Annotated in this window: 23 protein-coding genes; 19 read left to right on the top strand and 4 right to left on the bottom strand. The window is 64.0% G+C overall.

Features of this window, described 5'->3' with window-relative positions; translation table 11 throughout:
* Positions 1 to 12: 12 nt before the first annotated feature.
* From HX851_RS37795 to HX851_RS37755, 9 genes are all read left to right on the top strand, one after another.
* Positions 13 to 969, top strand: a complete 957-nt coding sequence (locus HX851_RS37795; protein WP_177057260.1) for an ABC transporter substrate-binding protein — start codon at positions 13 to 15, stop codon at positions 967 to 969.
* Positions 970 to 1,116: 147 nt separating this feature from the next.
* Positions 1,117 to 2,301 (top strand): dipeptidase, encoded by a 1,185-nt coding sequence (locus HX851_RS37790; RefSeq protein WP_177057259.1) that lies wholly within the window; start codon positions 1,117 to 1,119, stop codon positions 2,299 to 2,301.
* A 185-nt stretch (positions 2,302 to 2,486) separates the two neighbouring features.
* Entirely contained in the window at positions 2,487 to 4,064 is a 1,578-nt protein-coding gene (locus tag HX851_RS37785) for a flavin monoamine oxidase family protein (protein WP_177057258.1), read from the top strand.
* Between the two features lie 88 nt (positions 4,065 to 4,152).
* Positions 4,153 to 4,650 carry a RidA family protein gene (locus HX851_RS37780; protein WP_177057257.1) on the top strand — a complete coding sequence of 166 codons (498 nt, stop codon included), beginning with the start codon at positions 4,153 to 4,155 and terminating at the stop codon, positions 4,648 to 4,650.
* A gap of 28 nt (positions 4,651 to 4,678) precedes the next feature.
* Positions 4,679 to 7,141 carry a TonB-dependent receptor plug domain-containing protein gene (locus HX851_RS37775; protein ID WP_177057256.1) on the top strand — a complete coding sequence of 821 codons (2,463 nt, stop codon included), beginning with the start codon at positions 4,679 to 4,681 and terminating at the stop codon, positions 7,139 to 7,141.
* Between the two features lie 57 nt (positions 7,142 to 7,198).
* A complete protein-coding gene (locus HX851_RS37770) occupies positions 7,199 to 8,203 on the top strand; it encodes an aliphatic sulfonate ABC transporter substrate-binding protein (RefSeq protein ID WP_256262377.1) in 1,005 nt (334 codons plus the stop codon).
* 10 nt (positions 8,204 to 8,213) lie between these two features.
* Positions 8,214 to 8,990, top strand: coding sequence for a 2OG-Fe(II)-dependent halogenase WelO5 family protein (locus tag HX851_RS37765; RefSeq protein WP_177057254.1), 777 nt, complete (start codon positions 8,214 to 8,216; stop codon positions 8,988 to 8,990).
* 4 nt (positions 8,991 to 8,994) lie between these two features.
* Positions 8,995 to 9,744, top strand: a complete 750-nt coding sequence (locus tag HX851_RS37760; RefSeq protein ID WP_177064684.1) for a tRNA-dependent cyclodipeptide synthase — start codon at positions 8,995 to 8,997, stop codon at positions 9,742 to 9,744.
* 264 nt (positions 9,745 to 10,008) lie between these two features.
* Positions 10,009 to 11,421: an MFS transporter gene (locus HX851_RS37755; protein ID WP_177064686.1), complete on the top strand. Its 1,413-nt coding sequence runs from the start codon at positions 10,009 to 10,011 to the stop codon at positions 11,419 to 11,421.
* A 180-nt stretch (positions 11,422 to 11,601) separates the two neighbouring features.
* Here the strand turns inward: HX851_RS37755 and HX851_RS37750 are convergent, their stop codons facing one another.
* Both HX851_RS37750 and HX851_RS37745 read right to left on the bottom strand, forming a co-directional pair.
* Positions 11,602 to 12,495, bottom strand: a complete 894-nt coding sequence (locus tag HX851_RS37750; RefSeq protein ID WP_177064688.1) for a dihydrodipicolinate synthase family protein — start codon at positions 12,493 to 12,495, stop codon at positions 11,602 to 11,604.
* 42 nt (positions 12,496 to 12,537) lie between these two features.
* On the bottom strand, positions 12,538 to 13,320 hold the full coding sequence (locus HX851_RS37745; protein WP_177057250.1) for an aldolase: 783 nt from the start codon (positions 13,318 to 13,320) through the stop codon (positions 12,538 to 12,540).
* 159 nt (positions 13,321 to 13,479) lie between these two features.
* On the opposite strand from HX851_RS37745, the gene HX851_RS37740 reads away from it, so the two are divergent.
* Entirely contained in the window at positions 13,480 to 14,022 is a 543-nt protein-coding gene (locus HX851_RS37740) for a helix-turn-helix domain-containing protein (protein WP_177057249.1), read from the top strand.
* A gap of 170 nt (positions 14,023 to 14,192) precedes the next feature.
* Here the strand turns inward: HX851_RS37740 and HX851_RS37735 are convergent, their stop codons facing one another.
* Positions 14,193 to 15,197 (bottom strand): DUF4917 family protein, encoded by a 1,005-nt coding sequence (locus HX851_RS37735; RefSeq protein ID WP_177064690.1) that lies wholly within the window; start codon positions 15,195 to 15,197, stop codon positions 14,193 to 14,195.
* Between the two features lie 153 nt (positions 15,198 to 15,350).
* Here HX851_RS37735 and yiaY point away from each other — a divergent pair, with 153 nt between their 5' ends.
* From yiaY to HX851_RS37695, 8 genes are all read left to right on the top strand, one after another.
* The gene (gene yiaY / locus HX851_RS37730) at positions 15,351 to 16,499 is read left to right on the top strand and encodes an L-threonine dehydrogenase (RefSeq protein WP_177064692.1); all 1,149 of its coding nucleotides are present in this window, start codon (positions 15,351 to 15,353) and stop codon (positions 16,497 to 16,499) included.
* 239 nt (positions 16,500 to 16,738) lie between these two features.
* Positions 16,739 to 17,311, top strand: a complete 573-nt coding sequence (locus HX851_RS37725; RefSeq protein WP_177057246.1) for a TetR/AcrR family transcriptional regulator — start codon at positions 16,739 to 16,741, stop codon at positions 17,309 to 17,311.
* A 77-nt stretch (positions 17,312 to 17,388) separates the two neighbouring features.
* Entirely contained in the window at positions 17,389 to 18,252 is an 864-nt protein-coding gene (locus tag HX851_RS37720) for an oxidoreductase (RefSeq protein WP_177057245.1), read from the top strand.
* A 10-nt stretch (positions 18,253 to 18,262) separates the two neighbouring features.
* Positions 18,263 to 18,934 carry an NAD(P)H-binding protein gene (locus HX851_RS37715; RefSeq protein WP_177057244.1) on the top strand — a complete coding sequence of 224 codons (672 nt, stop codon included), beginning with the start codon at positions 18,263 to 18,265 and terminating at the stop codon, positions 18,932 to 18,934.
* Positions 18,935 to 18,981: 47 nt separating this feature from the next.
* Entirely contained in the window at positions 18,982 to 19,890 is a 909-nt protein-coding gene (locus HX851_RS37710; RefSeq protein ID WP_177057243.1) for a LysR family transcriptional regulator, read from the top strand.
* 134 nt (positions 19,891 to 20,024) lie between these two features.
* Positions 20,025 to 21,218, top strand: a complete 1,194-nt coding sequence (locus tag HX851_RS37705; RefSeq protein ID WP_177057242.1) for a CaiB/BaiF CoA transferase family protein — start codon at positions 20,025 to 20,027, stop codon at positions 21,216 to 21,218.
* Entirely contained in the window at positions 21,215 to 22,156 is a 942-nt protein-coding gene (locus HX851_RS37700; RefSeq protein ID WP_177064694.1) for a hydroxymethylglutaryl-CoA lyase, read from the top strand. The genes HX851_RS37705 and HX851_RS37700 overlap by 4 nt, the downstream gene beginning before the upstream one ends.
* 78 nt (positions 22,157 to 22,234) lie before the next feature.
* A complete protein-coding gene (locus HX851_RS37695) occupies positions 22,235 to 23,575 on the top strand; it encodes an MFS transporter (RefSeq protein ID WP_177057240.1) in 1,341 nt (446 codons plus the stop codon).
* Here HX851_RS37695 and HX851_RS37690 read toward each other — a convergent pair.
* Positions 23,563 to 24,081: a DMT family transporter gene (locus tag HX851_RS37690; RefSeq protein WP_177057239.1), complete on the bottom strand. Its 519-nt coding sequence runs from the start codon at positions 24,079 to 24,081 to the stop codon at positions 23,563 to 23,565. The genes HX851_RS37695 and HX851_RS37690 overlap by 13 nt on opposite strands.
* Positions 24,082 to 24,158: 77 nt before the next feature.
* On the opposite strand from HX851_RS37690, the gene HX851_RS37685 reads away from it, so the two are divergent.
* The gene (locus tag HX851_RS37685; protein ID WP_177064695.1) at positions 24,159 to 25,076 is read left to right on the top strand and encodes a LysR family transcriptional regulator; all 918 of its coding nucleotides are present in this window, start codon (positions 24,159 to 24,161) and stop codon (positions 25,074 to 25,076) included.
* Positions 25,077 to 25,200: the final 124 nt, after the last annotated feature.

Raw genomic sequence — 25,200 nt, 5'->3', positions numbered from 1 at the left:
GGAGTCAGCCCGATGGACCGTCGTCGTTTTTTGCAACTCTGCGCCCTGACTGGGCTCGGTATGGCCATGCCGGGCATGAGTGCGGCCCAGGACCTGAGCGGAGTGACCCTGAATGTCGCGACCTACAAGGGCGCGGCACCGGCCTTCTTTCCCGAGGCGGGTATCGGCCCGGCGCCCTATCAGGTCAAGTACGCCGAGTTCAGCGGCGGCAACCTGAGTTTCGAGGCACTGGTCAGCGGTACCCTGGATATTTCGCCGATGAGCGAAATTCCGCCGATCTTCGGCATCAAGAACCATGCACCGGTGAAGCTGATCGCGGTACTGACCGGTGACGTCAACAACCAGGCCTTTATCGTGCCCAAGGGGTCGACAGTACGCTCGGTGGCCGAGCTCAAGGGCAAGCGCATCGCCTATATCCGCTCCACCAGTTCCCACTATTTCCTGCTCAAGGCCCTAAAGGAACAGGGGCTGGGTTTCAACGATATCGTGCCCATGGCGTTGACGCCCCAGGATGGCTTTGCCGCGTTCCAGAACGGCGCGGTGGATGCCTGGGTCTGCTTCGGTTACTTCATCCAGCTGGCGCAGCTGCGGGCCGGGGCGCGGGTGTTGAAGACAGGGCAGGGCTACCTGTCCGGCAACTACGTGATCGCAGCCAACCAGGACAGCATTGCCGATCCGCTCAAGCATGCGGCGATCACCGACTACATCCTGCGCGAGTACCGCTCATGGCAATGGATCGCCGCACACCCCGAGGAGTGGGCGAGCAAGAGCGCGCAGATCCTCGGCATGCCGCGCGAGGTGTTCCTGGCGCAGTACAAGGCCCAGAGCGGGCCACGCATCCTGCAACCGGTGGACGATGCGGCGGTGCGCTCGCAACAGGATGTCGCCGACCTGTTCTTCGAGGCCGGGGTGCTGCCGCAGAAGCTCGATGTGACAGGGTTGTGGGACCGTAGTTTCAGGTGGGGCTAGGTGCCGCAACGATCCACTGATCGTTCCCACGCTCCGCGTGGGAATGCAGCCCGTGACGCTCCGCGTCACCTGCAAAGCGGACGCAGAACGTCTAGAGAAGCATTCCTTTGCTGTGCGTGGGAACGATCAAGTCCCAGGGAGGACTCAATGCTTTGGAAACCCCTCGCGCTGGCCTTGCTGATCGCCTCATCGGCCGAGGCCGCCGACACACTGCACCAACGTCTCACCGTCCTCGACAGCCACCTCGATACACCGATGCAACTGGCCCGCCCGGGCTGGGATATCACCCAGCGCCACCGTTATGAAGACGACCTGTCACAGGTCGACTTGCCGCGCATGAAAGAGGGCGGCCTGGACGGTGGCTTCTGGGCGGTATTCACGCCCCAGGGGCCGCTGACCGATGAAGGCCGGACCCTGGCCAGCGAGCATGGCCTGGCGGTGATCACGCGGATTCGCGACATGATCGCCGCTCACCCGCGACAGTTCGCCCTGGCCCTGAGCGCCGAGGATGTCCCGAAGATCGTCGCGCGGCACCAGCGGGTGGTGTTTATCAGCATGGAGAACGCCGAGCCGTTGGCGGCCGATCCCGGCCGCCTGCTGACCTACCGGCGTCTCGGCCTGCGCATGCTCGGCCTGGTGCATTCGGCGAACAACGACTTCGCCGACTCGGCCAGCGCGCTGCCGCAATGGCATGGCCTGAGTCCCAGGGGCAGGGAACTGGTGGCCGAGGCCAATCGCCTGGGTATCCTGCTGGATGTTTCCCATGCCTCCGACCAGGTCTTCGATCAGGTGCTGGCCTTGTCCACGGCACCAGTCATCGCGTCCCACTCCGGCAGCCGGGCGATCACCGCGCATCCGCGCAACCTCGATGATCGCCGCTTGCGGGCGCTGGCGGCCAAGGGCGGGGTGATCCAGGTGAACAGCTTCCCCAGCGATCTGATCGAGCAGCGACCCAACCCGGAGCGCAGCAAGGCCCTCGGGCCGCTGTACAAGGAGTTTCGCCTGGCCGCGAGCATGGCACCGGCGCAGGTGGCGGACCTGGCGGCGCGGATTCGCGAGGTGGAGGCGCGCTTCCCCGAACCGAGGGCGACCCTCGACGACTACATGAAGCACCTGTTGCATATCCTCGCGGTGGTCGGCCCGGAGCATGTCGGCATCGGCGCCGATTGGGACGGCGGCGGCGGGGTCGAGGGGCTGGCGGATGTCTCGCAGTTGCCGAAGATCACCACGCGGCTGCTGGCGGCGGGCTATGGCGAACGGGACCTGGAGAATATCTGGGGCGGCAATCTGTTGCGGGTACTGGGCCGGGCCCAGGCCGGCGGTGATCGATAGGTTATGCATTTCATGCAATATCACCGTCATAAAATATGAAACAAAGTAATATTTGCATATACCTAAAATGTATTTCTCTTATTAAGTTCCGCTCTCTAGGATGGCATCCATAGACCGAAGTAACTGAATGTTTCATCGGGCTATAACGGAATGAACTATCCACCACACAGGCAGGGAGCGCTTGCATGCCGTTGACCAGAAGACAACTGATTGCCCGTGTGGCCGCCGTGGGCGGCCTGCAGGCAGCAACGGCGGTGATGGGCCTGTTCGGTGTGAACCAACAGGCAACGGCCGGCGAAGAGAACTACGCGGCCTTGCCTACCGCCGCCGTCGGCAAGGGCGCCAGCGTGATCGTGATCGGTGCCGGCATCGGTGGCCTGGTCAGCGCTTTCGAGCTGAAGAAGGCCGGGTTCAAGGTAACCCTGCTCGAAGCCCGTGAACGCGTCGGCGGACGCAACTGGACCGTGCGCCACGGCGATCGTGTCGAGTACACCGATGGCAGCGTGCAGGTTGCCGACTTCGACAAAGGCTTCTACCTCAATGCCGGCCCCGGCCGCCTGCCCAGCCACCATCAACTGATGCTCGGCTACTGCCGCGAGCTGGGGGTCGAGCTGGAAGTGCTGGTCAATACCAGCCGCAATGCCCTGGTGCGCCCCGACCTGAACGCGCCGACCATTCAGATCCGCCAGGCGGTCAACGACAGCCGCGGGCACTTTTCCGAGCTGCTGGCCAAGGCGGTCAATCGTCACGCCCTCGATCAGGAACTCAGCCCGGCGGACCGCAGCAACCTGCTGAGTTTCCTCAAGACCTGGGGCGACCTCTCGGACAAGCTCGAATACCTCGGCTCGGCGCGCTCCGGCTACAAGGTCTGGCCGGGAGCGGGCGATCAATTGGCGCAGAAGCGCGACCCCTTGCCGTTGCAGACCCTGCTCAACCCGGCGTTGACCACGGCGCTGATGATCGACGAATACCCGGAGTTTTCCCCGACCATGTTCCAGCCGGTGGGCGGCATGGACCGGATCCCCAAGGCGTTCGAGCGGCACCTGAAGGCGGAGTTGCGCCTGGGTGTCGAGGTGCGTTCGATTGACAACCAGGCGGATTTTGTCGAGGTCGGTTACCTCGACCGGCGCAGCGGCCACAGCCACTCGTTGCGCGCCGACTATGTGATCAGCGCCTTGCCGCTGCCGTTGCTGGCCAAGGTCGAGAACAACCTCACCCAGCCGGTGCGGCAGGCGATTGCCGCAGTGCAGTTCGGCTATGCCAACAAGGTCGCCTGGCAGTCTCGGCGCTTCTGGGAAAGCGATTACCAGATCTACGGCGGACTGTCCTTCATCAACCAGGAGGCCTCCGGCCTGTGGTACCCCAGCGGCGGTTTCAACCAGGCCGAAGGCGTGTTGGTGGCGGCCTACAACAACGGCGAAACCGCCCGCCGCTTCGGCGAGAAAAGCCTGGACGAACAGATTGCCCTGTCACGCCAGGCGGTGGAGTTGCTGCACCCCGGCCACGGCCATGAACTGCGCAAGCCGCTGGCGATTGCCTGGGCGAAGATTCCCTACAACCTCGGCCCGTGGATCAACCATGAAGTGGCCGATCCGGACTACAGCCTGCTCAACCAGGCCCAGGGCCGGGTCTACCTGACCAGCGACGGCCTGGCCCACAGCGGGGTCGGTATCTGGCAGGAAGCCGCCGCCGGCGCGGCACGGCGTGTGGTCCGCCATCTCTTCGAGCGGGCCCAACGCTCGCCCATCAAGCAAACGGCCTGAAAAAGCCGCGCTCTCACTAAAACAGCCACATCGATTTGCCGGGTAGCGGACATCCGAGGCCGGCATAAAAAAACCTTGGAGTGTCCGTATGTTTTTCAAGAAAACCCTGTTGGGGTTGGGGATCCTTTTCGCCGCGAGCAGCGCCCAGGCCGCCTCGATCCAGCGAGTGCCGTCGACCTATCCCAATTCGCCGATCCTGCAATCGGTGACCCTGCCGGCCAATGCCGAGGTCACCTACCTCTCCGGGTTGCTGCCCGATCCCGTCGACCCCAAGGCCGCCAAGGACCAGGTGCATGCCGTCGGCAACACCGAGACCCAGGCCCGGGCGGTGCTGCGCAAGGTTGAGACGATCCTCGCCGGCCAGGGGCTCGGCCTGGGCGATGTGGTGCAGTTGCGCATCTACCTGGTGGGCGATCCGGCGCTGGGCGGCAAGCTGGATTTCGACGGCCTGCAGACCGCCTTCCGGGAGTTCTTCGGCACGGAAAAGCAACCGCTGAAGCCGGCCCGCACCACGGTGCAGGTGGCCGGACTGGTGTTGCCCGGCGCCCTGATCGAAGTCGAAACCGTTGCCGCCAAGGCGCGTTGAGCCGGTCCACAGGAAGGATATTCGAGTCATGGCTTCTACTTTTGGCAATACCCGGCTCGCGGCCCCGTTCAGTGCCGCCCTGCTCAGCCTCGCCACGTCCCAGGCGCTGTTCGCCGCCGACGAGACCCTCGGTACCGTGGTGGTCACCGGTGTGCGCGGCAGCCAGCAACGCACGGTCACCGACAGCCCGGCCCCGATCGATGTGATCAGCAGCGAGCAGTTGCGCACCATTGGCCAGAACGGCCTGAAGGAAATGCTCGGTCGCCTGTTGCCGTCGTTCAACGTACCGACCATCAACGGCGGCGGCACCGCGTTCCTGGTCCGTGGTGTGAGCATGCGCGGCCTCGGTGGCGATCAGGTGCTGATCCTGGTCAACGGCAAGCGCCGCCACAATTCGGCGTTGATCAACAACGGCGCGCGGGTCGGCAACGCCTCGGTGCCGGTGGACCTTGACCTGATTCCCACGGCTTCCATCGAGCGTATCGAGGTGCTGCGCGACGGGGCGGCGGCGCAGTACGGCTCGGACGCGATTGCCGGGGTGATCAATATCATCCTCAAGCGCAATGCCGAGGGCCTGACCTCCGATACCAGCCTGGGCCAATACTATGACGGCGACGGCACCACCGGACACGAAGCGGCCAACTGGGGTTCGAAGCTGGGAGAGAGCGGCGGCTTTTTCAACCTCTCCTTCGACGGCAAGGTCCAGGAGCCTTACGAACGGGCGGCCGCGGCCAGCGGCCAGTTGTATTTCAACCAACCGGACGGCTCGCCCGATCCCCGCGAAAGCAACCGGCATGGCTGGGGGGGGGAGTACGGCCTGGGCCGCGACCGCACCAGCAGCCTGGCCTACAACCTGGAACTGCCGCTGCAGGACGACCTCAAGCTGTATTCGTTTTCCACCCTCAGCTACCGCAACAGCAACAAGGACCTGGGCCATCGCAAGCCCACCGATATCACCAGCCTGGCGGGCGTTCCCGATGCGCCGTACCCCAATGGCGGCCAGGCCCGGCGCGAGATCCACGAGGTGGACTTCCAGTTCGCCGGTGGTGCCAAGGGCCTGGTCGGTAACTGGGACTGGGACCTGAGCAGCACCTATGGCAAGGACCGCGCGGTTCTCGACACAGCCAACAACCTGAATATTTCCAACGGTCCCTACGGTCAGCATGACTTCCACCTGGGCAACCTGATCTTCGACCAGTGGACCACCAACCTGGATTTCAGCCGGGCCCTGGATATCGGTTGGAGCAGCCCGCTGGAAACCTCGTTCGGTGTCGAGCACCGCTGGGAGAAGTACGCCCTGGAAGCCGGTGAGCCGAACTCCTACAACTTCGGCAGCTATGTGCCGACCACCGGGCCGTTTGCCGGCAAGGTGCCGGACCCGGGGCTGTTTTCGGTCAACGGCACCACACCGGAAGACGCCTATTCATTGCAGCGCCACAGCGATGCGGCCTATGTCGACCTGGGCCTGAATGTCACGCCCAAGTGGTACGTGGGCGCGGCGGCGCGTTATGAGAAATACAACCTGGGCGTGGGCGAGACGGCCAGCGGCAAGCTCACCACCCGTTATGAGTTCCTCCCCGGCTATGCGGTGCGGGCAGCGGTCAGCAACGGCTTCCGGGCGCCGTCCCTGGCCCAGAGCGTGTTCTCCACCACCAGCACCGTCACCCAGTTTTCCAGCGGCACGACCACCAACGTGCGGACCAAGCAGATGCGTCCGGATTCGCCCGAGGGGCGAGCCCTGGGCGCCAAGGACCTGGAACCGGAAACCTCGCGCAACTACAGCCTCGGCTTTACCGCCGAACCGGCGGAGCGGTTGCGGCTGACGGCGGATTTCTACCTGATCGATATCGACAAGCGGATCCTCCAGACCGGCATCCTCAAGGGCCCGGCGGTGTCGCAGATCCTGGTCAACAACGGCCTGTCGCCGAACCTGGCCGGGCAGTACTACGCCAATGCCGCCGACACCCGGACCAAGGGCGTCGACCTGGTGGCGGACTACAGCCAGTCCTTCGGCGAATACGGCTCGGCGAAATGGAGCGTGGCCTACAACCGCAACAAGACCACCATCCGCAGCCTCGCCGACACCCCGGCGGCGCTGGCCAGTCTCGGCTCGCAGTACGTGCTGTTCGACCGCCAGCAGCAACTGGACCTGACCAAGGCCACGCCCAAGGACAAATGGATCCTGTCCGGCAACTACAAGATCGGCGACTGGACCACCAATCTGCAGTTCACCCGTTTCGGCGAATACACCGAGGGCGCCAACAACCCGGCCGACGACCGTACCTACAGTGCCAAGTGGATCACCGACCTGGATGTGGCCTATGACGTCACCCAGAACCTGACGGTGGCGGTGGGGGCGAACAACCTGTTCGACGTGTACCCGGACAAGATCGGCCTCAAGGCCTGGGCCGGCACCTATGAGTACGGCATGTTCTCGCCGTACGGACTGGGTGGCGGGTACTACTACAGCCGCATCAGCCTGGCGTTTTGAGTGATGAACCTGCACATCGATGTCACCCCTGTCCGTGTGGGAGCCGGCTTGCCGGCGATGAGGCCGGTGAGTCCTGCATCGCCTGAACGGTTGTCATCGCCGGCAAGCCGGCTCCTACAGCGGTGCGGTGTTTTTCTGGTGTTGTTGCTGTGCATAAGTGCCCAGGCCGCCGAGCCGTTGCGGGTCTCCAGCCAGAAGCAGTCGCTGAAGATCCTCCTGCAGGCCGCCGGTGAGCTGGACAACCTGCCGTACCCGATCGAGTTTGCCTCGTTCGCCGCCGCCGCGCCCACCGCCGAAGCCCTCGCGGCCGGCGCGGTGGACATCGGCAGCCTGGGCGACGCGCCCTTTGTGTTTGCCGCGGCCGCCGGTGCGCCGCTGAAAACCGTCGGGGTGATCAAGGTCAATGTCACCCCGACCGCCGTGGCCATCGTGGTCAAGGACGATTCACCGCTCAAGCAGGCCGCCGATCTCAAGGGCCGGCGCATCACCACCACCCGCGGTTCCATCGGTCATTTCCTGGCCCTGGCGGCACTGCGTTCAGTGGGGCTGCACGGGCACGATGCGCAGTTCATCTTCCTCGCCCCGGGCGAGTCGCGAACCCTGCTGGCCAACGGCGATGCCGATGCCTGGTCGACCTGGGACCCGTACACCAGCATGGTCCAGCTGGAGGGTGGCACGCGGGTGCTGGTCAGCGGTGCCGGGCTGTTCGCCGGGCATATGTTGCTGGTGGCCAACGACACGGCGATCCGCGACAAGCCGGCGCAGATCGACGACTTCCTGCGGCGCCTGGCCCGGGCCTACGACTGGGCCAACGCCCACCAAGCAGCCTTTTCCGCGATCCAGGCCGGCTACAGCGGCCTGCCGCTGGAAATCCACGAACGTTCCAACCGCTTCGCCCTGGCCCATCGCATCGATGTCGGGCCGGCGGTGATCGACGACGTGCAACACACCGCCGACCTGTATCGGGAAGAGGGCGTCATCCAGGCCGTATTCAAGGCCGACGAGCATTTCGATCAACGCTTCAACACTGCTGTGCACAGTCCATCACTTTCAGGGAATTGAAGGAGTTTTCATGTTTACCGTGACCACTGCCGATCAGCTTGAAGCACGACATATCCTCGATGTCGTGGAGAAACGTTCCTACGGGGTCCAGCTCAAGGGCTTCTGCCCGCCGGACACCTTGCAACTGGCCCGCGACAAGCTTTATCAGGAGGACCTCAGGAGTGCGTTCAGCGAGCAGCGCGAGTTCGTCCGGGTCGGCAAGGCCTACATCGAGATCCAGGATGAACAGAGCCGCGCCGAGTACCACGCGCTGGCGTTGCCGAATATCCGCAGGATCCGCAACCTGTTCCGCCCGCTGGCCTCGCCCATCGACGAACTGCGCCTGCTGCTGGACGAGGTCTGGCCGAGCGGCGCGCATCTCTTGCAGGTGCAAGGGCAGAAGTGCTTTGTCGGGATCGCCCGTTTCCAGGGCAGCGGCGTCGACCTCACGCCCCACACCGACGACCTGGAGCGCAACACCCCGTCCGGTCATGGCCGGCAGTTGCTGAGCCAGCTCTCGACCAATATCTACCTGCAGATCCCCGACGACGGCGGTGAACTGGAGATCTGGGGCATCGAACCCGATGAGCAGGAGTACCAGCGCCTGCGTGGCGAACGGGCCTATGGCATCGAGCGCCACCTGTTGCCGCCGCCGGACTTCGTGATCAAGCCCGAACCCGGCGACCTGATCCTGCTCAACCCGCGACTGATCCATGCGGTGCGCCCTTCGGCCACCAGCACCCGCGTCACCCTCGGCGTCTTTATCGGTTACTACGGCGAACACCAGCCTTTGGCCTACTGGAGCTAATCCCATGAGCACTGTGCAAGAGATCAACCTCAAGGCGTATTTCAACAAGGGTGGCGAAGACCACGAGTTCGACGGCAAGCGCGTGGTGCTGGCGGTCAGCGTCGGCCAGGAGTACCACGAAGACCAGAAGCTGCGCTCGACCATCCACCTGATCAACCAGTCGGGTTTCAGCCACGTGAAGGTGGTGGTGGCTGACACCCTGCAACGCCATAACAAGCACGGCAAGTCACCGGGAGAGGCGCTGTCGGCGTCGATCCGCGATGGCGATGCCTGGTTGGTGCGCAACCAGGGGATCCTCGACGGCCTGCGGGTGCCGTACCACGTGACGCGCTGGAACCAGGAGCTGGCCAGCGACCGTTATGCCGAACTGCGCCAGCAATTGAACGAGGTGTACCAGAGTCGCGAGGAACTGCGCCTGGCCATCGAGGAAACCATCGCGGTATTTACCGACCGCCTGCGCTTGCGCGATGAACACGCCGATATCGAGAAGGCCGCGGCCCAGTGCCGGGAATACATCCTCGAAGAGATCCCGATCATCCTGCCGTTGTGGGCGGACGAGGGCTATCACTATGTGCTGTACCCGCAGCAGATGACGGCCGCGATGGCCACCAGTCGCGACCTGCTGATCACCCCCCACAGCCCGGACCGGGTGCGCTGGTTGCCGCTCAAGTTCAAGAAGCGCGGGATCCCGATTCCGTTCACCTTGCCGGGCATCGTGCATCCGAACTGGTCCAGTGGGGCGATTGCCATCTGAGGTTTTGTGCTGCCTGTCGCATCGCTTTCGCGGGCAAGCCCGCTCCCACACACGACCGACAATTTGTGGGAGCGGGCTTGCCCGCGAAGAGGTCAGTGCGGCCACCCCGATATGGGTGATCGTGCCCACGCTCCGCGTGGGCACGCAGCCCGTGACGCTCCGCGGCACAAAAAACGGACGCGGAGCGTCCAGCGAGGCGTTCCCACGCTGGAGCGTGGGAACGATCCTTACGAGTGATATTCAATTGAAAAAAGGAGTTTCCCCATGGGCGTTTTTGCGCAACAGCAACGCAAATGGTGGGCATTGCTCGGGGTGAGCATTGCCAGTTTTCTCGGCTGTGTCGATTTCACCATCGTCAACACCGCGCTGCCGGCCTTGCAGGCCGACCTCGGTGCGTCGGTCGACAGCCTGCAATGGGTGATCAACGGTTTTATCCTGGCGCTGTCGAGTTTCATGGTGCTGGTCGGTCGGCTGGCCGATCTGCATGGGCGCAAGCGCGTGCTGTTTATCGGCCTGAGCGTGTTCGGGCTGGCCTCCCTCGGCGCCGGGCTGGCGGTCGGCATCGATGCCCTGATCGCCGCCCGGATCGCCCAGGGCCTGGCCTGCGCGGTGCTCTACACCGCCTCGGGGGCTATTGTCGCCAATACCTTCGACAGTGCCGAACAGGGCAAGGCCTTTGGTGTGCTGTTCGGCGTCAACGGCGTCGGGCTGGCGGCGGGGCCGGTGCTGGGCGGACTGATCACCAGTGCCTTCGGCTGGCAATGGATCTTCCTGATCAATGTGCCGTTTGTCCTGCTGAGCCTGGGAATCTGCAGCTTCAGCGTCAAGGAGTCGCGCTCGGAAGAGGCGGGTGCGCGGCTCGACTGGCTGGGGGCGGCACTGCTGCTGGTCGGCTTGCCGAGCCTGGTACTGGTGATTGTCCAGGGCGCCGCCTGGGGCTGGAGTGCGCCGTTGACCCTGGGCCTGATTGCGCTGGCGGTGCTGGCGCTGACGGCCTTTGTCCGGGTGGAGCAACGTGTCGCGGCACCGATCATCGACCTGCAACTGTTCGCCAATCGACGCTTTGTCGCCGGCGTGGTCGCCAGTTTCACCCTGGCGGTGTTCTATTGCGTGGCGTTCTTCGTGATGCCGCTGTACCTGGCGCTGGTGCGTGGTGAAAGCGTGCAGGCCAGCGGCCTGCTGTTGCTGCCGACCACCCTCGGCGTGGCGCTGCTGTCGCCGCTGGTGGGGCGGCTGGTGGACCGCAAGGGTCCGGCCCTGCTGATCAAGTCCGGCCTGCTGTTGTTCCTGTTGTCGGCGCTGTTGCAGGCCGGCTTCGATCGCCAGACCTCGCTGCCTTACCTGCTGGCGGCCTTCGTCATCATGGGGCTGGGCTGGGCCAGTATCCTCGGTCCGTCCACGGTGCTGGGCATCTCCTCGGTACCGCAAGGCGTATCGTCGGTGGCGATGGGGTCGCTGATGACCCTGCACAATGTCGGCGGCGGCCTCGGCCTGGCGGTCGGCGTGGGCATCTACCACGGCTTTTCCGGACAACCGCTGGACGACGTGCAAGGTGCCTTTATCCACGGTTACCGCGCGGTGATGCTGTTCCTCGCCCTGGTGGTGCTGGCCGGCTGGGCGTTGGTCAGTGGCTTGCTGCGTACACCAGCGGCACAACCCGTCGACCAGCAGACATAGATGCGGGTCCGGTCACGATGAACGGGCGAAGTTGATCGTTCCCACGCTCCGCGTGGTAATGCAGTCCGTGACGCTCGGCGTCACAAAAGCGGACGCGGAGACTCCGGTGAGGCATCCCCACGCGTAGCGTGGGAACGACCGGGTAGGGGGGGCGCGTGGAGTCTCGGTTGGCGATGTCGTTCAGGCGGCGCGCAGGGTCTCCAGCATCCCTTGCAACGACCGCAGGCCGGCGTCATTCAACGGTGCCACCGGCAGGCGTGGCTCGCCCGCTTCCAGCCCGGTCAGGCGCAGCCCGGCCTTGACCGTGGCCGGCAAGCCGCCCTTGAGGATGAACTCCAGCAACGGCAGTTGTCGGTAGAACAGGGCACGGGCCTGTTGCAGGTCGTTGTCCAGCACCGCCTGGTACAGCGCGCCGTTGAGCCGCGGGATCAGGTTCGCCGCGGCCGTGCACCAGCCCACCGCGCCGGCGCTGAAGGCTTCCAGCGCCAGCGGATTGCAGCCGTTGTAGAACGGCACCTGGCCTTCGCCGAGCAGTTGCAGCTTGTGCATGCGCTGGATATCGCCGGTGCTCTCCTTGACCATGGTCACGTTCTCCACCGTACGCACGATCCGCAGGATCAGTTCCACCGACATATCGGTGCCGCTGGTGGCCGGGTTGTTGTAGAGCATGATCGGCACGCCGATGCGGGCACCGATGGCCTGGTAGTGGGCGAGGATTTCCCCTTCGCCGAGTTTCCAGTAGGACGTCGGCAGCACCATCACCGCATCGGCCCCCTTGGCCTCGGCGAAACGGGCGCGGCGCACGGCCTTGGCGGTGGTCAGGTCGGACACGCTGACCACGCTGGGGACGCGCCCGGCGATATGGGCCAGGCTGAATTCGGCCACGGCGTCCCACTCGGTATCGCTGAGGTAGGCGCCTTCACCGGCGCTGCCCAGGGGGGCGATGGCGTGTACGCCGCCTTCGATCAGGCGGTCGATGCCACGTCCCAGCGCGTCGAGATCGAGGTGTTCGCCATCGGCGGTAAAGGGCGTGACGGGGTAGCCGATGATGCCGTGGAGAGCAGGGGTAGTCATGTGGGGCTCCGGGATTGAGGGCGGGTTATCGGGCAGGGACGATCAGTTCAGGCAGTCGGCGTGCTGACGCAGGTTCTGCCGCACGTAGTAGTTGAAGGCCGTGGCGTGGCGCTTGGGCCGGGAGATCCAGTCATGGGCTTCGCGACCCAGTTCCGGGAGGATCGGCTTGATCGTGCCGGCGGCCATGGCCAGCAACTGCAACCTGGCCGCGCGCTCGATCAGTTGGGCGATGACACAGGCCTCCTCGATGCTCGCGCCGGTGGAGAGTTGTCCATGGTGGGAAAGCAGGATTGCCCGTTTGTCACCGAGGGCGGCACTGATGATTTCACCTTCCTCGTTGCCCACCGGTACGCCGGGCCAGGCTTCGAGAAACGCACAGTCCTCGTAGAGCGGGCAGAGGTCCATATGCGAGACCGCCAGCGGTACTTCAAGCATCGACAGCGCGGCGACGTGGGTCGGATGGGTGTGGATGATGCAGTTCACATCCGGCCGGGCGCGGTAGACCCAGCTGTGGAAACGGTTGGCCGGGTTGGGCATGCCCTGGCCTTCGAGGACTTCCAGGTCTTCGTTGACCAGCAGCAGGTTGCTGGCACTGATCTCATCGAACCCCAGGCCCAGTTGCTGGGTGTAGTAGGTGCCGGGCTGCGGCCCGCGCGCGGTGATCTGCCCGGCCAGGCCCGAGTCGTGGCCGTTCTCGAAGAGGATGCGGCAGGTCAGGGCCAGCTTTTGCCGGTCAGTCCACGTATTATCCGCCAGGGTGTTCTGCATCTGGGTCAGGGCCTGCTTGACCAACTGGTCCTTGGGCAGTGCTAATGTCTTGGCCATATCGGGGTCCTGTGTCGTGTCGGGGACGTCGGATCCGCCAACCCTCCGTTGCTCGCAAGGTGGTGGGTGGGAATGCGGATGACACTTAAGAGGCTATATGACACAAAGTGTCATTAGCAAGACGAATTCGCTGGCTTTCTGCTGGATTAATCGCTGCGCATGTCTATCCGTTTGAAATTATTGAGAAAAAAACTTGGTGTAACCCTTGAGGCATTGGCCGCGAAATCCGGCATGACCAAGAGTTACCTGTCGAAGGTCGAGCGCGGCTTGAACACGCCGTCGATTGCGGCCGCGTTGAAACTGGCCAAGGCGTTGAACGTCAAGGTCGAGGAATTGTTCAGCGAGGACAGCGTCAGCCTCGACAGCTACAGCCTGGTGCGCCGTGAGCAGCGCCAGTCCCTGGGGACCGATGCGCGGGCGCCGGGTTATGCGGTGCTGGCCCATCAGGTCAGCGAGCGCACCTTGCTGCCGTTCATCATCTATCCGCCCAGGGAGTTCACCGACAAGCGTTTCAAGGAGCACCTCGGCGAAGAATTCCTGTTCGTCCATGAAGGCCGCGTCGAGGTGGACTTCATGACCGAACGGGTGATTCTCGAGCGCGGCGATGCGCTGCACTTCAACGCGCAGAAACCCCATCGCCTGCGCTCGGTGGGCGAGCAGCAGGCCGAGTTGCTGGTGGTGGTGCACAGCGCCGAGGAGTGATCCTGTGATCGCCCCGAGCTCTGTGGCGAGCGGGCTTGCCCGCGCTCGGCTGCGAAGCAGTCGTAAAACCTGCGACTCAATCCACCTGACACCATGAGGTTGCTGGTTTCAGGGCCGCTTCGCGCTCCAGCGCGGGCAAGCCCGCTCACCACAGAGGGACGTGGTGTGCCTTATTCTTCGGGGGTGACCAGTAATTCCGGGGTGCCCAGCGGGTGGCTCTTGGCGTCGAAGAAACGCAAGGTCACATCGTGGCCGACGAACAGTTTCGCGAAGCGCCGTTTCTGGTGCTGGATGAACGCCTTGCTGCGCGGATGGATCGAGATCGCCAGGGTCTTGATGCGGGCGTCGTGCAGGGCCTGGACGATGTGCCGGTCCTGCTCGCCGAGGTCGTGGCCGAACACGCACAAGGCGCCCTGGTGCTCGCTCAGTTGCCCGTAGCAATACGCCAGATAGTCCGAGTTGCGGATCGCCTTGAGCTTGTCTTCGGCACTGCCTTCGCTGACGAACAGCGGCACATCGCCGAGGGTGTTGATCGCGAAGCTGCCCAGCAGGGTGCTTTCCGAAGACAACAGCTTGCGCGTGCTGCCATCGAGGTTCTTCACCAGGTGCAGGCCGCCGTGCAGGTAAAGGATGCGCGTGCCCTGGGTTTGGGTATTGCCCAGATCGAAGGTTGCGTCGTCGTTCCAGAACAGGTCCTTGAACGGTTGCGGTGCCTGCATGATCGCCCAGTAGTTGAGCAGGTCGTAGTTGGTGGAGTAGAGCGTCTGGTAGTTGCCCAGTTCGGCGTTGATCCGCGCGAGGCTGCCGGGTTCGACGAATTTCCACGGGATGTGCACCGAGCGCACCGCATGAATCAGCGCTTCCTTGATCGCGAAGTAGCGATTGCGCGGTGACGACGAATTGATGGTCAGGGCGGCATTGACCTTGATAGTGCTCTTCAGCGCACTGAGCACCTGTTCGAAGTTGCTGGTGTCCAGGGCCTTGAACACCGCGAGTTCACTCAAGCCCAGGGGACGGTTGCGGGTGCTCTGGGCTTTCTCGAACAGCGAGTCGTAGGAGAACTTTGGCCATACCGCCAGGCTCGCGCCGTTGCCGATCAGCAACCCGCTGAACGGGATCTCGGCGCGCAGGGCGTTCCAGTCTTCAAGTTCGGCGTCAAATTCCTGGAATTCCATAATCGCTATTCGTCGTCTCAAGGCAGAAGGTGGACAGGCGGCGACTTTATCACGAGCTGGCGTTGAGCCAGATCAACAACGCTCACGGATAACCGGTCGATGCTCTGGGCTTCGTGGGGCAGGTAGGCTCCGTCAACGCCAAGAGGACTCGTCATGAGCAGCACATTTTTCATTCCCGCCGTGAATATCATGGGCATCGACTGTCTGGACGAAGCGATGGATGCCATCCGCAACTACGGTTTTCGCAAGGCGCTGATCGTGACCGATGCCGGGCTGGCGAAGGCGGGCGTGGCGACGCGGATCGCCGAATTGCTGGCGATGCAGGACATCGATTCGCTGATCTTCGACGGCGCCAAGCCCAATCCGAGCATCGATAACGTCGAGAAGGGGCTGGCTGCCTTGAAGGCGGGTGAGTGTGATTTCGTCGTGTCCCTGGGCGGCGGTTCGCCCCATGACTGTGCCAAGGGCATCGCCCTGTGCGCCACCAACGGCGGGCATATCCGCGACTACGAAGGTGTCGACCAGTCGGCCAAGCCGCAACTGCCGCTGATCGCGATCAACACCACCGCCGGTACGGCCAGCGAAATGACCCGCTTCTGCATCATCACCGATGAGTCGCGACACGTGAAAATGGCCATCGTCGACCGCAATGTCACGCCGCTGCTGTCGGTCAACGATCCGGCACTGATGGTCGCCATGCCCAAGGGGTTGACCGCGGCCACCGGCATGGATGCCCTGACCCATGCGGTGGAAGCCTATGTCTCGACGGCGGCCACGCCGATCACCGATGCCTGTGCGATCAAGGCCATCGAGTTGATCAGCGCCAACCTGCGCCTGGCGGTGCGTGACGGCAGTGACCTGAAGGCCCGGGAAAACATGGCCTATGCACAGTTCCTGGCGGGCATGGCGTTCAACAATGCCTCCCTGGGTTTCGTCCATGCCATGGCGCACCAGTTGGGCGGTTTCTATGACTTGCCCCACGGTGTCTGCAATGCGGTGCTGTTGCCCCATGTGCAGATCTTCAACGCCGCGGTTTGTCCGCGACGGCTGGGCGATGTGGCGCGGGCGCTGGGGGCGGATGTCGCGGGGTTGAGCGCGGAAGAGGGCGCCCAGGCGGCTATCGTGGCGATCCGCAGCCTGGCCAGGGATGTCGAGATCCCCGCCGGTCTGCGTGAGTTGGGGGCCAAGTTGCAGGATATTCCGCTGCTGGCGGCCAATGCCCTGAAGGATGCCTGTGGCCTGACCAACCCGCGGGCGGCGGATCAGCGGCAGATCGAAGAGATCTTCCGTAGCGCGTTCTAGCCTGCAAGGTTTTTCGCGGGCAAGCCCGCTCCCACAGGGGATCGTATCGCTCTGATGCACGCGATCAACTGTAGGAGCGGGCTTGCCCGCGAAGAGGCCCTAGCAGCCACCGGCATCAGTGACTGGGTGCGCGCACTGCCGGGCGCAAACACCGTTCATCTCTTTGGCACTTGCAAATAAAAACCTTCACAGGCTTAATTGAGTGATTACTCACTTATTGCCCGAGCGTTCTCCGATCCATGGCCCGTCCGAAAAGCACCGACAAACGCAATGCCATTCTCAGCGCCGCCATCGAGGTGTTCGCCGAGCAGGGCCTGGGTTGTCCGACGCTGAAGATCGCCCGGCTCGCCGGTGTCGCCGAAGGCACGCTGTTCAACTACTTCAGTTCCAAGGACGTGTTGCTCAACGAACTCTACCTGCACCTCAAGGCCGAATTGCGCGACGTGATGATGCCCGGCTACCCGCGCACGGAAACGGTGAAGAAGCGTGCCCGGCATGCCTGGCAGAGTTATGTCGACTGGGGCGTGGCCGAGCCGCGCAAGCGCAAGGTGGTGGCCTTGCTCGGGATGTCCGCGCAGGTCACCGAGCAGAGCAAGCTGCTGGGCATGCAGGACTTCGGCGAGGTCAACGCGATGATGCAGGAGAGTATTGCCAGCGGTCTGTTCCGCGATCAGCCGGCGGCCTTTGTCGCGGCGATCATGGGCGCCCTGGCCGATACCACCATCGATTTCATCCGCCGCGAACCCGATCAGGCCGAACGTTATGCCGAGACCGGTTTCCAGGCGTTCTGGAGTGCCACCGCCAAGGAGTAGGCGCAGGCTTTTCTTTGTATAATTAATGAGTGAGTGCTCACTCATAATCAATCCCAACGTAGAGCAGGAGTACGATAATGTCCAAAGTCTGGTTGATTACCGGAAGTGCCAGCGGCCTGGGCCGCAATATCGCCGAGGCGGTGCTGGCGGCAGGGGAGCGCCTGGTGGCGACGGCGCGCGATCCGCAGCGCCTGGACGACCTGGTGGCGCGGTATGGCGACCAGGTGCGGCTGGTGGCCTTGGATGTCACCGACGCGGCGGCGGCGCAAGCGGCGGTGCAGGTCGCGGTCGATACGTTCGGGCGTCTCGATGTGCTGGTCAACAATGCCGGCTACGGGCATCTCGCACCTTTCGAGCAGACCGACGCCGAGGCCTTTCGTGCCGAGGTCGAGACCAATTTCTTCGGTGTGGTCAACGTGACCCGGGCGGCCTTGCCGGTGATGCGCGCGCAACGCAGCGGGCACATCCTGCAGATTTCCTCCGTGGGCGGACGCCTGGGCATGGCAGGGCTCAGCGCCTATCAGGCGGCGAAGTGGGCGGTGGGCGGTTTCACCGAGGTGGTGGCGCAGGAAGTGGCGCCGCTGGGGATCAAGGTCTGTGCCATCGAACCGGGCGGCATGCGTACCAACTGGGCGGTGCGCGCCGGGCAGGGCACTCCGTCGATCATCGACGATTACGCACCGAGCGTCGGCGCGATCAAGGAGTTACTCGGCGCCTATGCCGGCAACGAGCCGAGCGATCCCGATCGTATCGCACAGATACTGCTCAAACTGGCCTATCACGAACAACTGCCGCTGCACCTGTTGATCGGCGTCGACGCGCTGCAGTACTGCACGCAGGCCGAGACCGCGCGTGCCGAGGCCGGCGAGCGCTGGCTGGAGGTCAGCCGTGCCGCCGACTACAGTGCACCGGCAGAGCTGCCAGCGTTTCCCACCCACTGAGAGGTCATCCATGAAGATTCTGTTGTTCGGTGCGACCGGCATGGTCGGTCAGGGTGTCTTGCGTGAATGCCTGCTGGCCGATGATGTACGGCAGGTCCGGGTCATCGGTCGTACGCCGGTGAGCCAGGTCGATGGCAAACTCAGCCAGGTGGTGCATGCCGACCTGTTCGACTACCACGGCATCGAGGCCGAGTTACAGGGGTTCGATGCCTGCTTCTTCTGCCTCGGTGTTTCGGCGCTGGGCCTGGACGAGGCGCAGTACACCCGGGTGACCTACGACCTGACGATGGAGGCTGCCGCGACTTTGTCGCGGCTCAACCCGCAGATGACGTTTGTCTATGTCACCGGCGCGGGCACCGACAGCAGTGAAAAGGGCCGCAGCATGTGGGCCCGGGTCAAGGGCCGCACCGAGAACGCCTTGCAACGGCTGCCGTTCAAAGCGGTGTACCTGATGCGCCCCGGAGCGATCCAGCCGTTGCACGGCGTGCGCTCCAAGACCCCGTTGTACCAGACGGTCTACAGCCTTGCCGGACCGCTGATCAGCCTGCTGCGGCGGTTGTGGCCGGACACCATCCAGACCACCGAAACCGTGGGCCGGGCGATGCTGGCGGTGGCCCGCCATGGCGCACCGCAAGCGATCCTCGATCCGCGGGCGATCAATCAACTCTCAGCACGGGGCTGAAAGGGCGATATCCTCGGTACTTCGATTGAGCTGCCGCCGAGTTCGCCATGCTGCAAAAAAGCCTGATCCGTCGCCTGGACCTGATCACTCTGCAATTGTTTGTCGCCGTGCACGAAGAAGGCACCCTGACCCGCGCGGCGGCCCGCGAGGCCATCGCCGTGTCGGCGGCAAGCAAGCGCCTGATGGAGCTGGAAGAGGCGCTGGGTATCGGTCTGTTCGTGCGCCAGGCCAAGGGCATGGCGCTGACGCCAGCGGGGGAAACCCTGCTGCACCACGCCCGGCAGATGTTGTTCAACGTCGAGAAAATGGGCCTGGAGCTGGGTGAACACACCCAGGGCGTGCGCGGTTATGTGCGTATGCTGGCCAATCTCTCGGCGATCATCCAGTTCCTGCCGGAAGACCTGCGGGACTTCTCCGAACGCCATCCGCAAGTGAAGGTCGACCTCGAGGAGCGCCCCAGCAACGGCGTGGTACAGGGCGTGCTGGATGGCGTGGCCGATCTCGGTGTCTGTTCCTGCGACACCGATGTACGGGGTCTGCCCAGTGTGCTCTACCGGCACGACCGGCTGGTGGTGCTGATGCTGCCCGATCATCCGCTGGCGCAGCGGCGGGAGCTGGCGTTCGCCGATACCCTGGACAGCGATCATGTCGGCCTGCATTCGGCCAGTTCGATCAATATGCGTACCCATGCGGCGGCCCGTGCGGCAGGCAAGGTGCTGCGCCTGCGGATCCATGTGCCGGGCTTCGATGCCATGTGCCGGATGGTCCAGGCGAACATGGGCATCGGCATCCTGCCGCTGAAAGCCTATGAGCTGTTCGGCCGCGCCCTGGGTTTGCACGCCGTGCCGCTCAATGACGAATGGTCCGCGCGCAGCCTGATCCTGGTCGCCCGCGACGAGGCGGTATTGTCGCCGGTGAGCCGCCTGCTGTTCGAACACCTGAAAGCGCCGGTCTGAGCTTTCCTGTTACGGGCTTTCGTAATGCTGAGCTTTCGCGTTTCGCGAACGAAGCTTGCCGAGTGAAGGTTGGATTCCGCACCCGCTGCTCCACTAGCCTTGGTTACAAATTCCAAGAAAGTGAGGTACCGGTGATGACTGCTCCCCTGAGCGGAATCAAGGTGATCGAGATCGGCACGCTGATTGCGGCGCCTTTCGCGGCGCGCATGCTCGGCGAGTTCGGCGCCGAGGTGATCAAGATCGAATCCATCGGCCAGGGCGATCCGCTTCGCAAGTGGCGAAAGCTCCATGAAGGCACCTCGCTCTGGTGGTACCTGCAATCGCGGAACAAGAAATCCCTGGCGCTGAACCTCAAGTCGGCGCAAGGCATTGAACTGGTCAAGCAACTGGCGACCGACGCCGATGTGCTGATCGAAAACCTGCGCCCCGGCGCCCTGGAAAAACTCGGCCTCGGTTGGGACGTGCTGCACGCGCTCAATCCCAAGCTGACCCTGGTACGCATTTCCGGCTACGGCCAGACCGGTCCCTATCGCGACCGTCCCGGATTCGGCGCCATCGGCGAAGCCATGGGCGGGATTCGCTACACCACCGGCACGCCCGGATCGCCGCCGGCGCGGGTCGGGGTCAGCCTCGGTGACTCCCTGGCCTCGTTGCACGGCGTCATCGGCGCGCTGATGTCGCTGTTGCGGGTCAAGACCGGCCAGGGCGAAGGGCAGGTGGTCGATGTCTCCCTGGCCGAAAGCGTGTTCAATGTGATGGAAAGCCTGGTGCCGGAATACGATCTGCTCGGCCATGTCCGTGAGCGCACGGGCGGTGCCTTGCCAGGCATCGCACCGTCCAACACCTACCTGACCGCCGACGGCGCCTATGTGGTGATCGCCGGCAACAGCGATCCGATCTACAAGCGCCTGATGAATGTGATCGGCCGTCCCGACCTGGGCGAGGCGCCGCAGTTCGCCCACAACGATGGTCGGGCAGCACAAAGCGGATTGCTGGATGCGGCGATCACCCACTGGACCAGCAGCCTGCCGATCGACGAGGTGCTGCTGGCCTTGCAGGACGCCGAGGTGCCGGCCGGGCGGATCTATTCCGTCGCCGATATCGTCGCCGATCCCCATTACCAGGCGCGGGACATGTTGCTCGACGCCCAATTGCCCGGCGGAACCCGGGTGAAGATGCCGGGCATCGTGCCGAAACTCTCCGAGACTCCGGGCGGGGTCAACTGGCAGGGGCCGGGCCTTGGCCAGCATACCCATGACATTCTCGAGGGCCTGGGGTTGAGCGGGGCCGATATCGAACGCCTGAAAGCCGAAGGGGTGGTGCAATGATCCGCGATTTTTCCGAACGCCTGGTGGTCCAGGAAGTCTCGCCCCGCGACGGTTTGCAGATCGAACCGAGCTGGGTCGAAACCGTCGACAAGATCGCCTTGATCGACGAGCTCTCGCTGGTCGGTTTCTCGCGGATCGAAGGCGGCTCCTTTGTCTCGCCCAAGGCGATTCCGGCGCTGCGTGACGGCGAAGAGGTCTTCCGTGGCATTCGCCGCCAGGCGGGTGTGATCTACGTGGCGCTGATACCGAACCTGAAAGGCGCCGAGCGCGCCCTGGCGGCCGGCGCCGATGAGCTGAACCTGGTGATGTCCGCCAGCCAGAGCCACAACCGGGCCAATATGCGCATGAGCTGCGAGGCCTCGCTGACGGCCTTCGCTACGGTCATCGAGCGGGTTCGCGGCGAGTCGGTACTGCTGAACGCGAGTATCGCCACCACCTTCGGTTGCCCGTTCGAGGGGACCATCGACGAAGATCGCGTGCTGCAGATCGTCGATACCTACCTGGAAATGGGCATGCAGGGCATCACCCTGGCCGACACCACCGGCATGGCCAATCCACGTCAGGTCGAGCGGCTGGTCAAGCGTGTGCTCGACCGCCTGCCGGCCGCGGCGTTGACCTTGCATTTCCACAACACCCGTGGCCTGGGCCTGTGCAACGTGCTGGCCGCCTATGAAGCCGGTGCCCGGCGTTTCGACGCGGCGGTCGGCGGGCTCGGCGGCTGTCCTTTCGCCCCTGGAGCTTCGGGCAATATCTGCACCGAGGACCTGGTCAACCTGTGCGACGAGATGGGTATCGACACCGGTATCGACCTGCCGGCACTGCTGGCGATCTCCCGCCGCCTGCCGGCCTTGCTCGGACACGAACTGCCCGGCCAGGTGGCCAAGGCCGGGCGCAATTGCGATCTGCATCCGCTGCCGGACTTCAGCGCCGGGTCATAACAACACCCGCTTCAGACTGCTATTCCCAGACAACAAAAACAATCGGACACCCACGGGCAGTCCGCCTGGAGAAACACCATGAGCCTTAATGTCCTGGAGGCGGGCGCGAGCCCCGCCGTTATGCACAATGCCGAAAAAGCCCTGGTCAGCAAGGTCGCCTGGCGACTGATGCCGCTGATCATGGTCTGTTACCTGTTCGCCTTCTTCGACCGGATCAATATCAGCTTCGCCAAGTTCCAGTTGCAGGCTGACCTGAGCCTCAGCGATACCGCCTACGGGTTGGGCGCGGGGCTGTTCGTGGTCGGCTATGTACTGTTCGAAGTGCCCAGCAACATGATGCTCTACAAGGTCGGCGCCCGCCGCTGGATCGCCCGGATCATGATGTCCTGGGGCCTGGCGACGGCAGCGATGGTCTTCGTCAACAGCGAGTGGCAGTTCTATGCGCTGCGCTTTGTCATTGGTGCGATGGAGGCCGGTTTCGCCCCGGGTGTGCTGTATTACCTGACCTTGTGGTTTCCCCAGCATTATCGCGGGCGTATCACCTCAATGCTGTTTCTCGCCTCGGCATTTGCCGGCCTGGTGGGCGCGCCGTTCTCCGGGCTGGTGCTGGAGCACCTCGACGGGGTGTTGCAGATGCGCGGCTGGCACTGGTTGTTCCTGCTCGGTGGCCTGCCCTGTATCGGCCTCGGCTTGCTGGTGCTGACCCTGCTCAAGGACCGTATCGACGATGCCCACTGGTTGACGCCGGCGGAGAAAACCTTGCTGTCGAGTCGCATCGCCCAGCATGAGCCGCACCAGGGCGGCAGTTCGTTGCTGGCGGCGCTGCGCATTCCCGGGTTCCTGACCCTGGGGCTGATCTACTTCCTGATCCAGGTCGCTTCCTACGGCTTGAATTTCTGGGCGCCGCAGCTGATTCGCAGTGCGGGCACCCAGAGCCCGGTGATGATCGGCTTGCTGACGGCCATTCCCTATATCTGTGGCGCCATCAGCATGGTGGTGGTCGGACGCCTGTCCGATGCCAGTGGCGAGCGGCGCAAGTTTGTCTGCGGATTGGTGGTGTTGGGGGCGATCGGCTTTTTCTGCGCGGGAATCTTTGCCGATCACACGGTGTTCCTGATCGTTGCCCTGAGTTTGCTGGGGGCCGGGATCATCGCGTCGATCCCGACCTTCTGGACCTTGCCGCCGAAACTGCTGGCCGGCGCGGGTGCCGGTGCGGCGGGCGGTATCGCGGTGATCAATACCCTGGGGCAGTTCGGTGGCATCATCAGTCCGGTCATGGTCGGACGGATCAAGGACCTCAGCGGCAGCACGACACCCGCGCTGTATGTGATCGGGGTGACCAGCCTGATTGCCGCCGCGTTGCTGTTGTGGGGATTACCGCAGAAACTGCGCAGCCTCGACAAGCATCAGGCCGAATGAACGCCGTTCGTCGCTGACGGTTGCGGGCTGGCGACGGGCTGGCCGGGAGCGTTGCTGAACTGGATCGTCACCACCCCGGCGATCAGCAGGGCGGCACCGATCAGCCGTGGCGTATCGAGCGGGCGCGCGTGCAGGCCGAACAGGCCGAAGTGGTCCAGCAGCAGCGAGGCCGACACCTGTCCGGCCAGGGCCAGGGCGATAAAGCCGCCCGCGCCCAGCCGGGGCACCAGCAGCACCGCCAAGGCGACGAAACACACACCGAACAGGCCGCCGAGCCAGACCCAGGCGGGCGCCTTGGCGGCAAACTCCAGGTCCGGGAAGGGCAGGCGCAAGGCGAGCATCGTCGGCAGCAACACGGTCATGCTCACCAGCAGTGACACCAGCGTTGCCCATAACGGATGACCGAGGCCACGTCCGAGGTTCGCGTTGACCGCGCTCTGGAACGGCACCACCGCGCCGGCTATCGCGGCCAGGGCCAGCAGGCCGAGCCAATTCAAAGTACTCATGATCACTCTCCAACAGGTTTTGCTGGACTCTAAGGTATTCGCCGGGCAAATTTAAATTCGAAGAAAATATCAAGAGCATGCACGGGATGAATGATCTTCGTCGTATCGATCTCAACCTGCTGGTGATCCTCGACGCCTTGCTCGCCGAACAACACGTGACCCGTGCCGCCGAGCGCCTGCACCTGAGCCAGCCGGCGGTCAGTCATGCCTTGGCACGTTTGCGCGATTTGCTCGGTGATCCGTTGCTGGTGCGTGTCGGCGGCGGCCTGGTGCCGACCGCCCGGGCGCTGGAGCTGGCGTTGCCGCTGCGTGATGCCCTGGGACGGGTGCAGGACCTGCTGGCCCCGCAGGGTTTTGATCCGGCGTCGGCCAGGCGTACGTTCCGGCTGGCGATGTCCGACTATGGCGCGGCGATGTTGTTGCCGGGGCTGGTGCGGGTGCTGCGGCGGGATGCGCCGGGTATTGACCTGCAGATCACCCAGGCCAGTCGAGAAGGGATGCTGGAGCTGCTGCTCAATGGCGATATCGATGCGGCTACCGGGGTGTTCCCGGACTTTTCGCCGGCATTGCGCAGTGTTCATCTGTTCAGTGAGGACTATGCCTGCCTGGTGGACCGGGACACACTGTCGGCTGAGGGGGGGCTGGACCTGCTGGGCTATCTGGCGCGACCCCATGTGCTGCTGGAAATGCGCGGTAGCGGCACGGCGGAAATCGAGCGGGCGCTGAGTGCGATTCACCAGCGTCGGCGCGTGGCGCTCAGCTTGCCGCATTGGAGTGTGGCACCACAGCTGATCGCGGGCACGGACCTGATCCTGACCGTGGCCTCGCGCAACTTGCGCCATATCGATCAGGAACGATTGGTGGTGCTGCCGCCACCTTTCGAGATTCCGTCGTTCGATTTCATTTTTGTCTGGCACCAGCGCCGTGATGGCGATCAGGCGTTGGGTTGGTTGCGCGAGAGCATGCAGGCGGTGGTCGAAAACTCTTGCCAGTGAATAGGTCCTTGAGCCTTGCGGTGCCTGTCCGGGCGCCATCGCCGGCAAGCCGGCTCCTACAGGTTTGTGCATCACCGCAAAGTCCCGTGGCAGCCACGATCCGTGTAGGAGCTGGCTTGCCAGC

This window comes from Pseudomonas gingeri, from assembly GCF_013385635.1.
Taxonomy (GTDB): Bacteria; Pseudomonadota; Gammaproteobacteria; order Pseudomonadales; family Pseudomonadaceae; genus Aquipseudomonas; species Aquipseudomonas gingeri_A.
Note: the sequence above shows the minus strand (reverse complement) of the source record. Positions and strands in the feature narration are given on the sequence as shown.

Coding starts and splice junctions, on each gene's coding strand:
- HX851_RS37700 (WP_177064694.1), top strand. CDS start 21,215: ATGATCCGCGATTTTTCCGAACGCCTGGTGGTCCAGGAAGTCTCGCCC.
- HX851_RS37740 (WP_177057249.1), top strand. CDS start 13,480: ATGTCTATCCGTTTGAAATTATTGAGAAAAAAACTTGGTGTAACCCTT.
- HX851_RS37720 (WP_177057245.1), top strand. CDS start 17,389: ATGTCCAAAGTCTGGTTGATTACCGGAAGTGCCAGCGGCCTGGGCCGC.
- HX851_RS37690 (WP_177057239.1), bottom strand. CDS start 24,081: ATGAGTACTTTGAATTGGCTCGGCCTGCTGGCCCTGGCCGCGATAGCC.
- HX851_RS37725 (WP_177057246.1), top strand. CDS start 16,739: ATGGCCCGTCCGAAAAGCACCGACAAACGCAATGCCATTCTCAGCGCC.
- HX851_RS37795 (WP_177057260.1), top strand. CDS start 13: ATGGACCGTCGTCGTTTTTTGCAACTCTGCGCCCTGACTGGGCTCGGT.
- HX851_RS37745 (WP_177057250.1), bottom strand. CDS start 13,320: ATGGCCAAGACATTAGCACTGCCCAAGGACCAGTTGGTCAAGCAGGCC.
- HX851_RS37735 (WP_177064690.1), bottom strand. CDS start 15,197: ATGGAATTCCAGGAATTTGACGCCGAACTTGAAGACTGGAACGCCCTG.
- HX851_RS37780 (WP_177057257.1), top strand. CDS start 4,153: ATGTTTTTCAAGAAAACCCTGTTGGGGTTGGGGATCCTTTTCGCCGCG.
- HX851_RS37715 (WP_177057244.1), top strand. CDS start 18,263: ATGAAGATTCTGTTGTTCGGTGCGACCGGCATGGTCGGTCAGGGTGTC.
- HX851_RS37760 (WP_177064684.1), top strand. CDS start 8,995: ATGAGCACTGTGCAAGAGATCAACCTCAAGGCGTATTTCAACAAGGGT.
- HX851_RS37775 (WP_177057256.1), top strand. CDS start 4,679: ATGGCTTCTACTTTTGGCAATACCCGGCTCGCGGCCCCGTTCAGTGCC.
- HX851_RS37705 (WP_177057242.1), top strand. CDS start 20,025: ATGACTGCTCCCCTGAGCGGAATCAAGGTGATCGAGATCGGCACGCTG.
- HX851_RS37790 (WP_177057259.1), top strand. CDS start 1,117: ATGCTTTGGAAACCCCTCGCGCTGGCCTTGCTGATCGCCTCATCGGCC.
- HX851_RS37755 (WP_177064686.1), top strand. CDS start 10,009: ATGGGCGTTTTTGCGCAACAGCAACGCAAATGGTGGGCATTGCTCGGG.
- HX851_RS37685 (WP_177064695.1), top strand. CDS start 24,159: ATGCACGGGATGAATGATCTTCGTCGTATCGATCTCAACCTGCTGGTG.
- HX851_RS37765 (WP_177057254.1), top strand. CDS start 8,214: ATGTTTACCGTGACCACTGCCGATCAGCTTGAAGCACGACATATCCTC.
- HX851_RS37785 (WP_177057258.1), top strand. CDS start 2,487: ATGCCGTTGACCAGAAGACAACTGATTGCCCGTGTGGCCGCCGTGGGC.
- yiaY (WP_177064692.1), top strand. CDS start 15,351: ATGAGCAGCACATTTTTCATTCCCGCCGTGAATATCATGGGCATCGAC.
- HX851_RS37710 (WP_177057243.1), top strand. CDS start 18,982: ATGCTGCAAAAAAGCCTGATCCGTCGCCTGGACCTGATCACTCTGCAA.
- HX851_RS37750 (WP_177064688.1), bottom strand. CDS start 12,495: ATGACTACCCCTGCTCTCCACGGCATCATCGGCTACCCCGTCACGCCC.
- HX851_RS37770 (WP_256262377.1), top strand. CDS start 7,199: ATGAGGCCGGTGAGTCCTGCATCGCCTGAACGGTTGTCATCGCCGGCA.
- HX851_RS37695 (WP_177057240.1), top strand. CDS start 22,235: ATGAGCCTTAATGTCCTGGAGGCGGGCGCGAGCCCCGCCGTTATGCAC.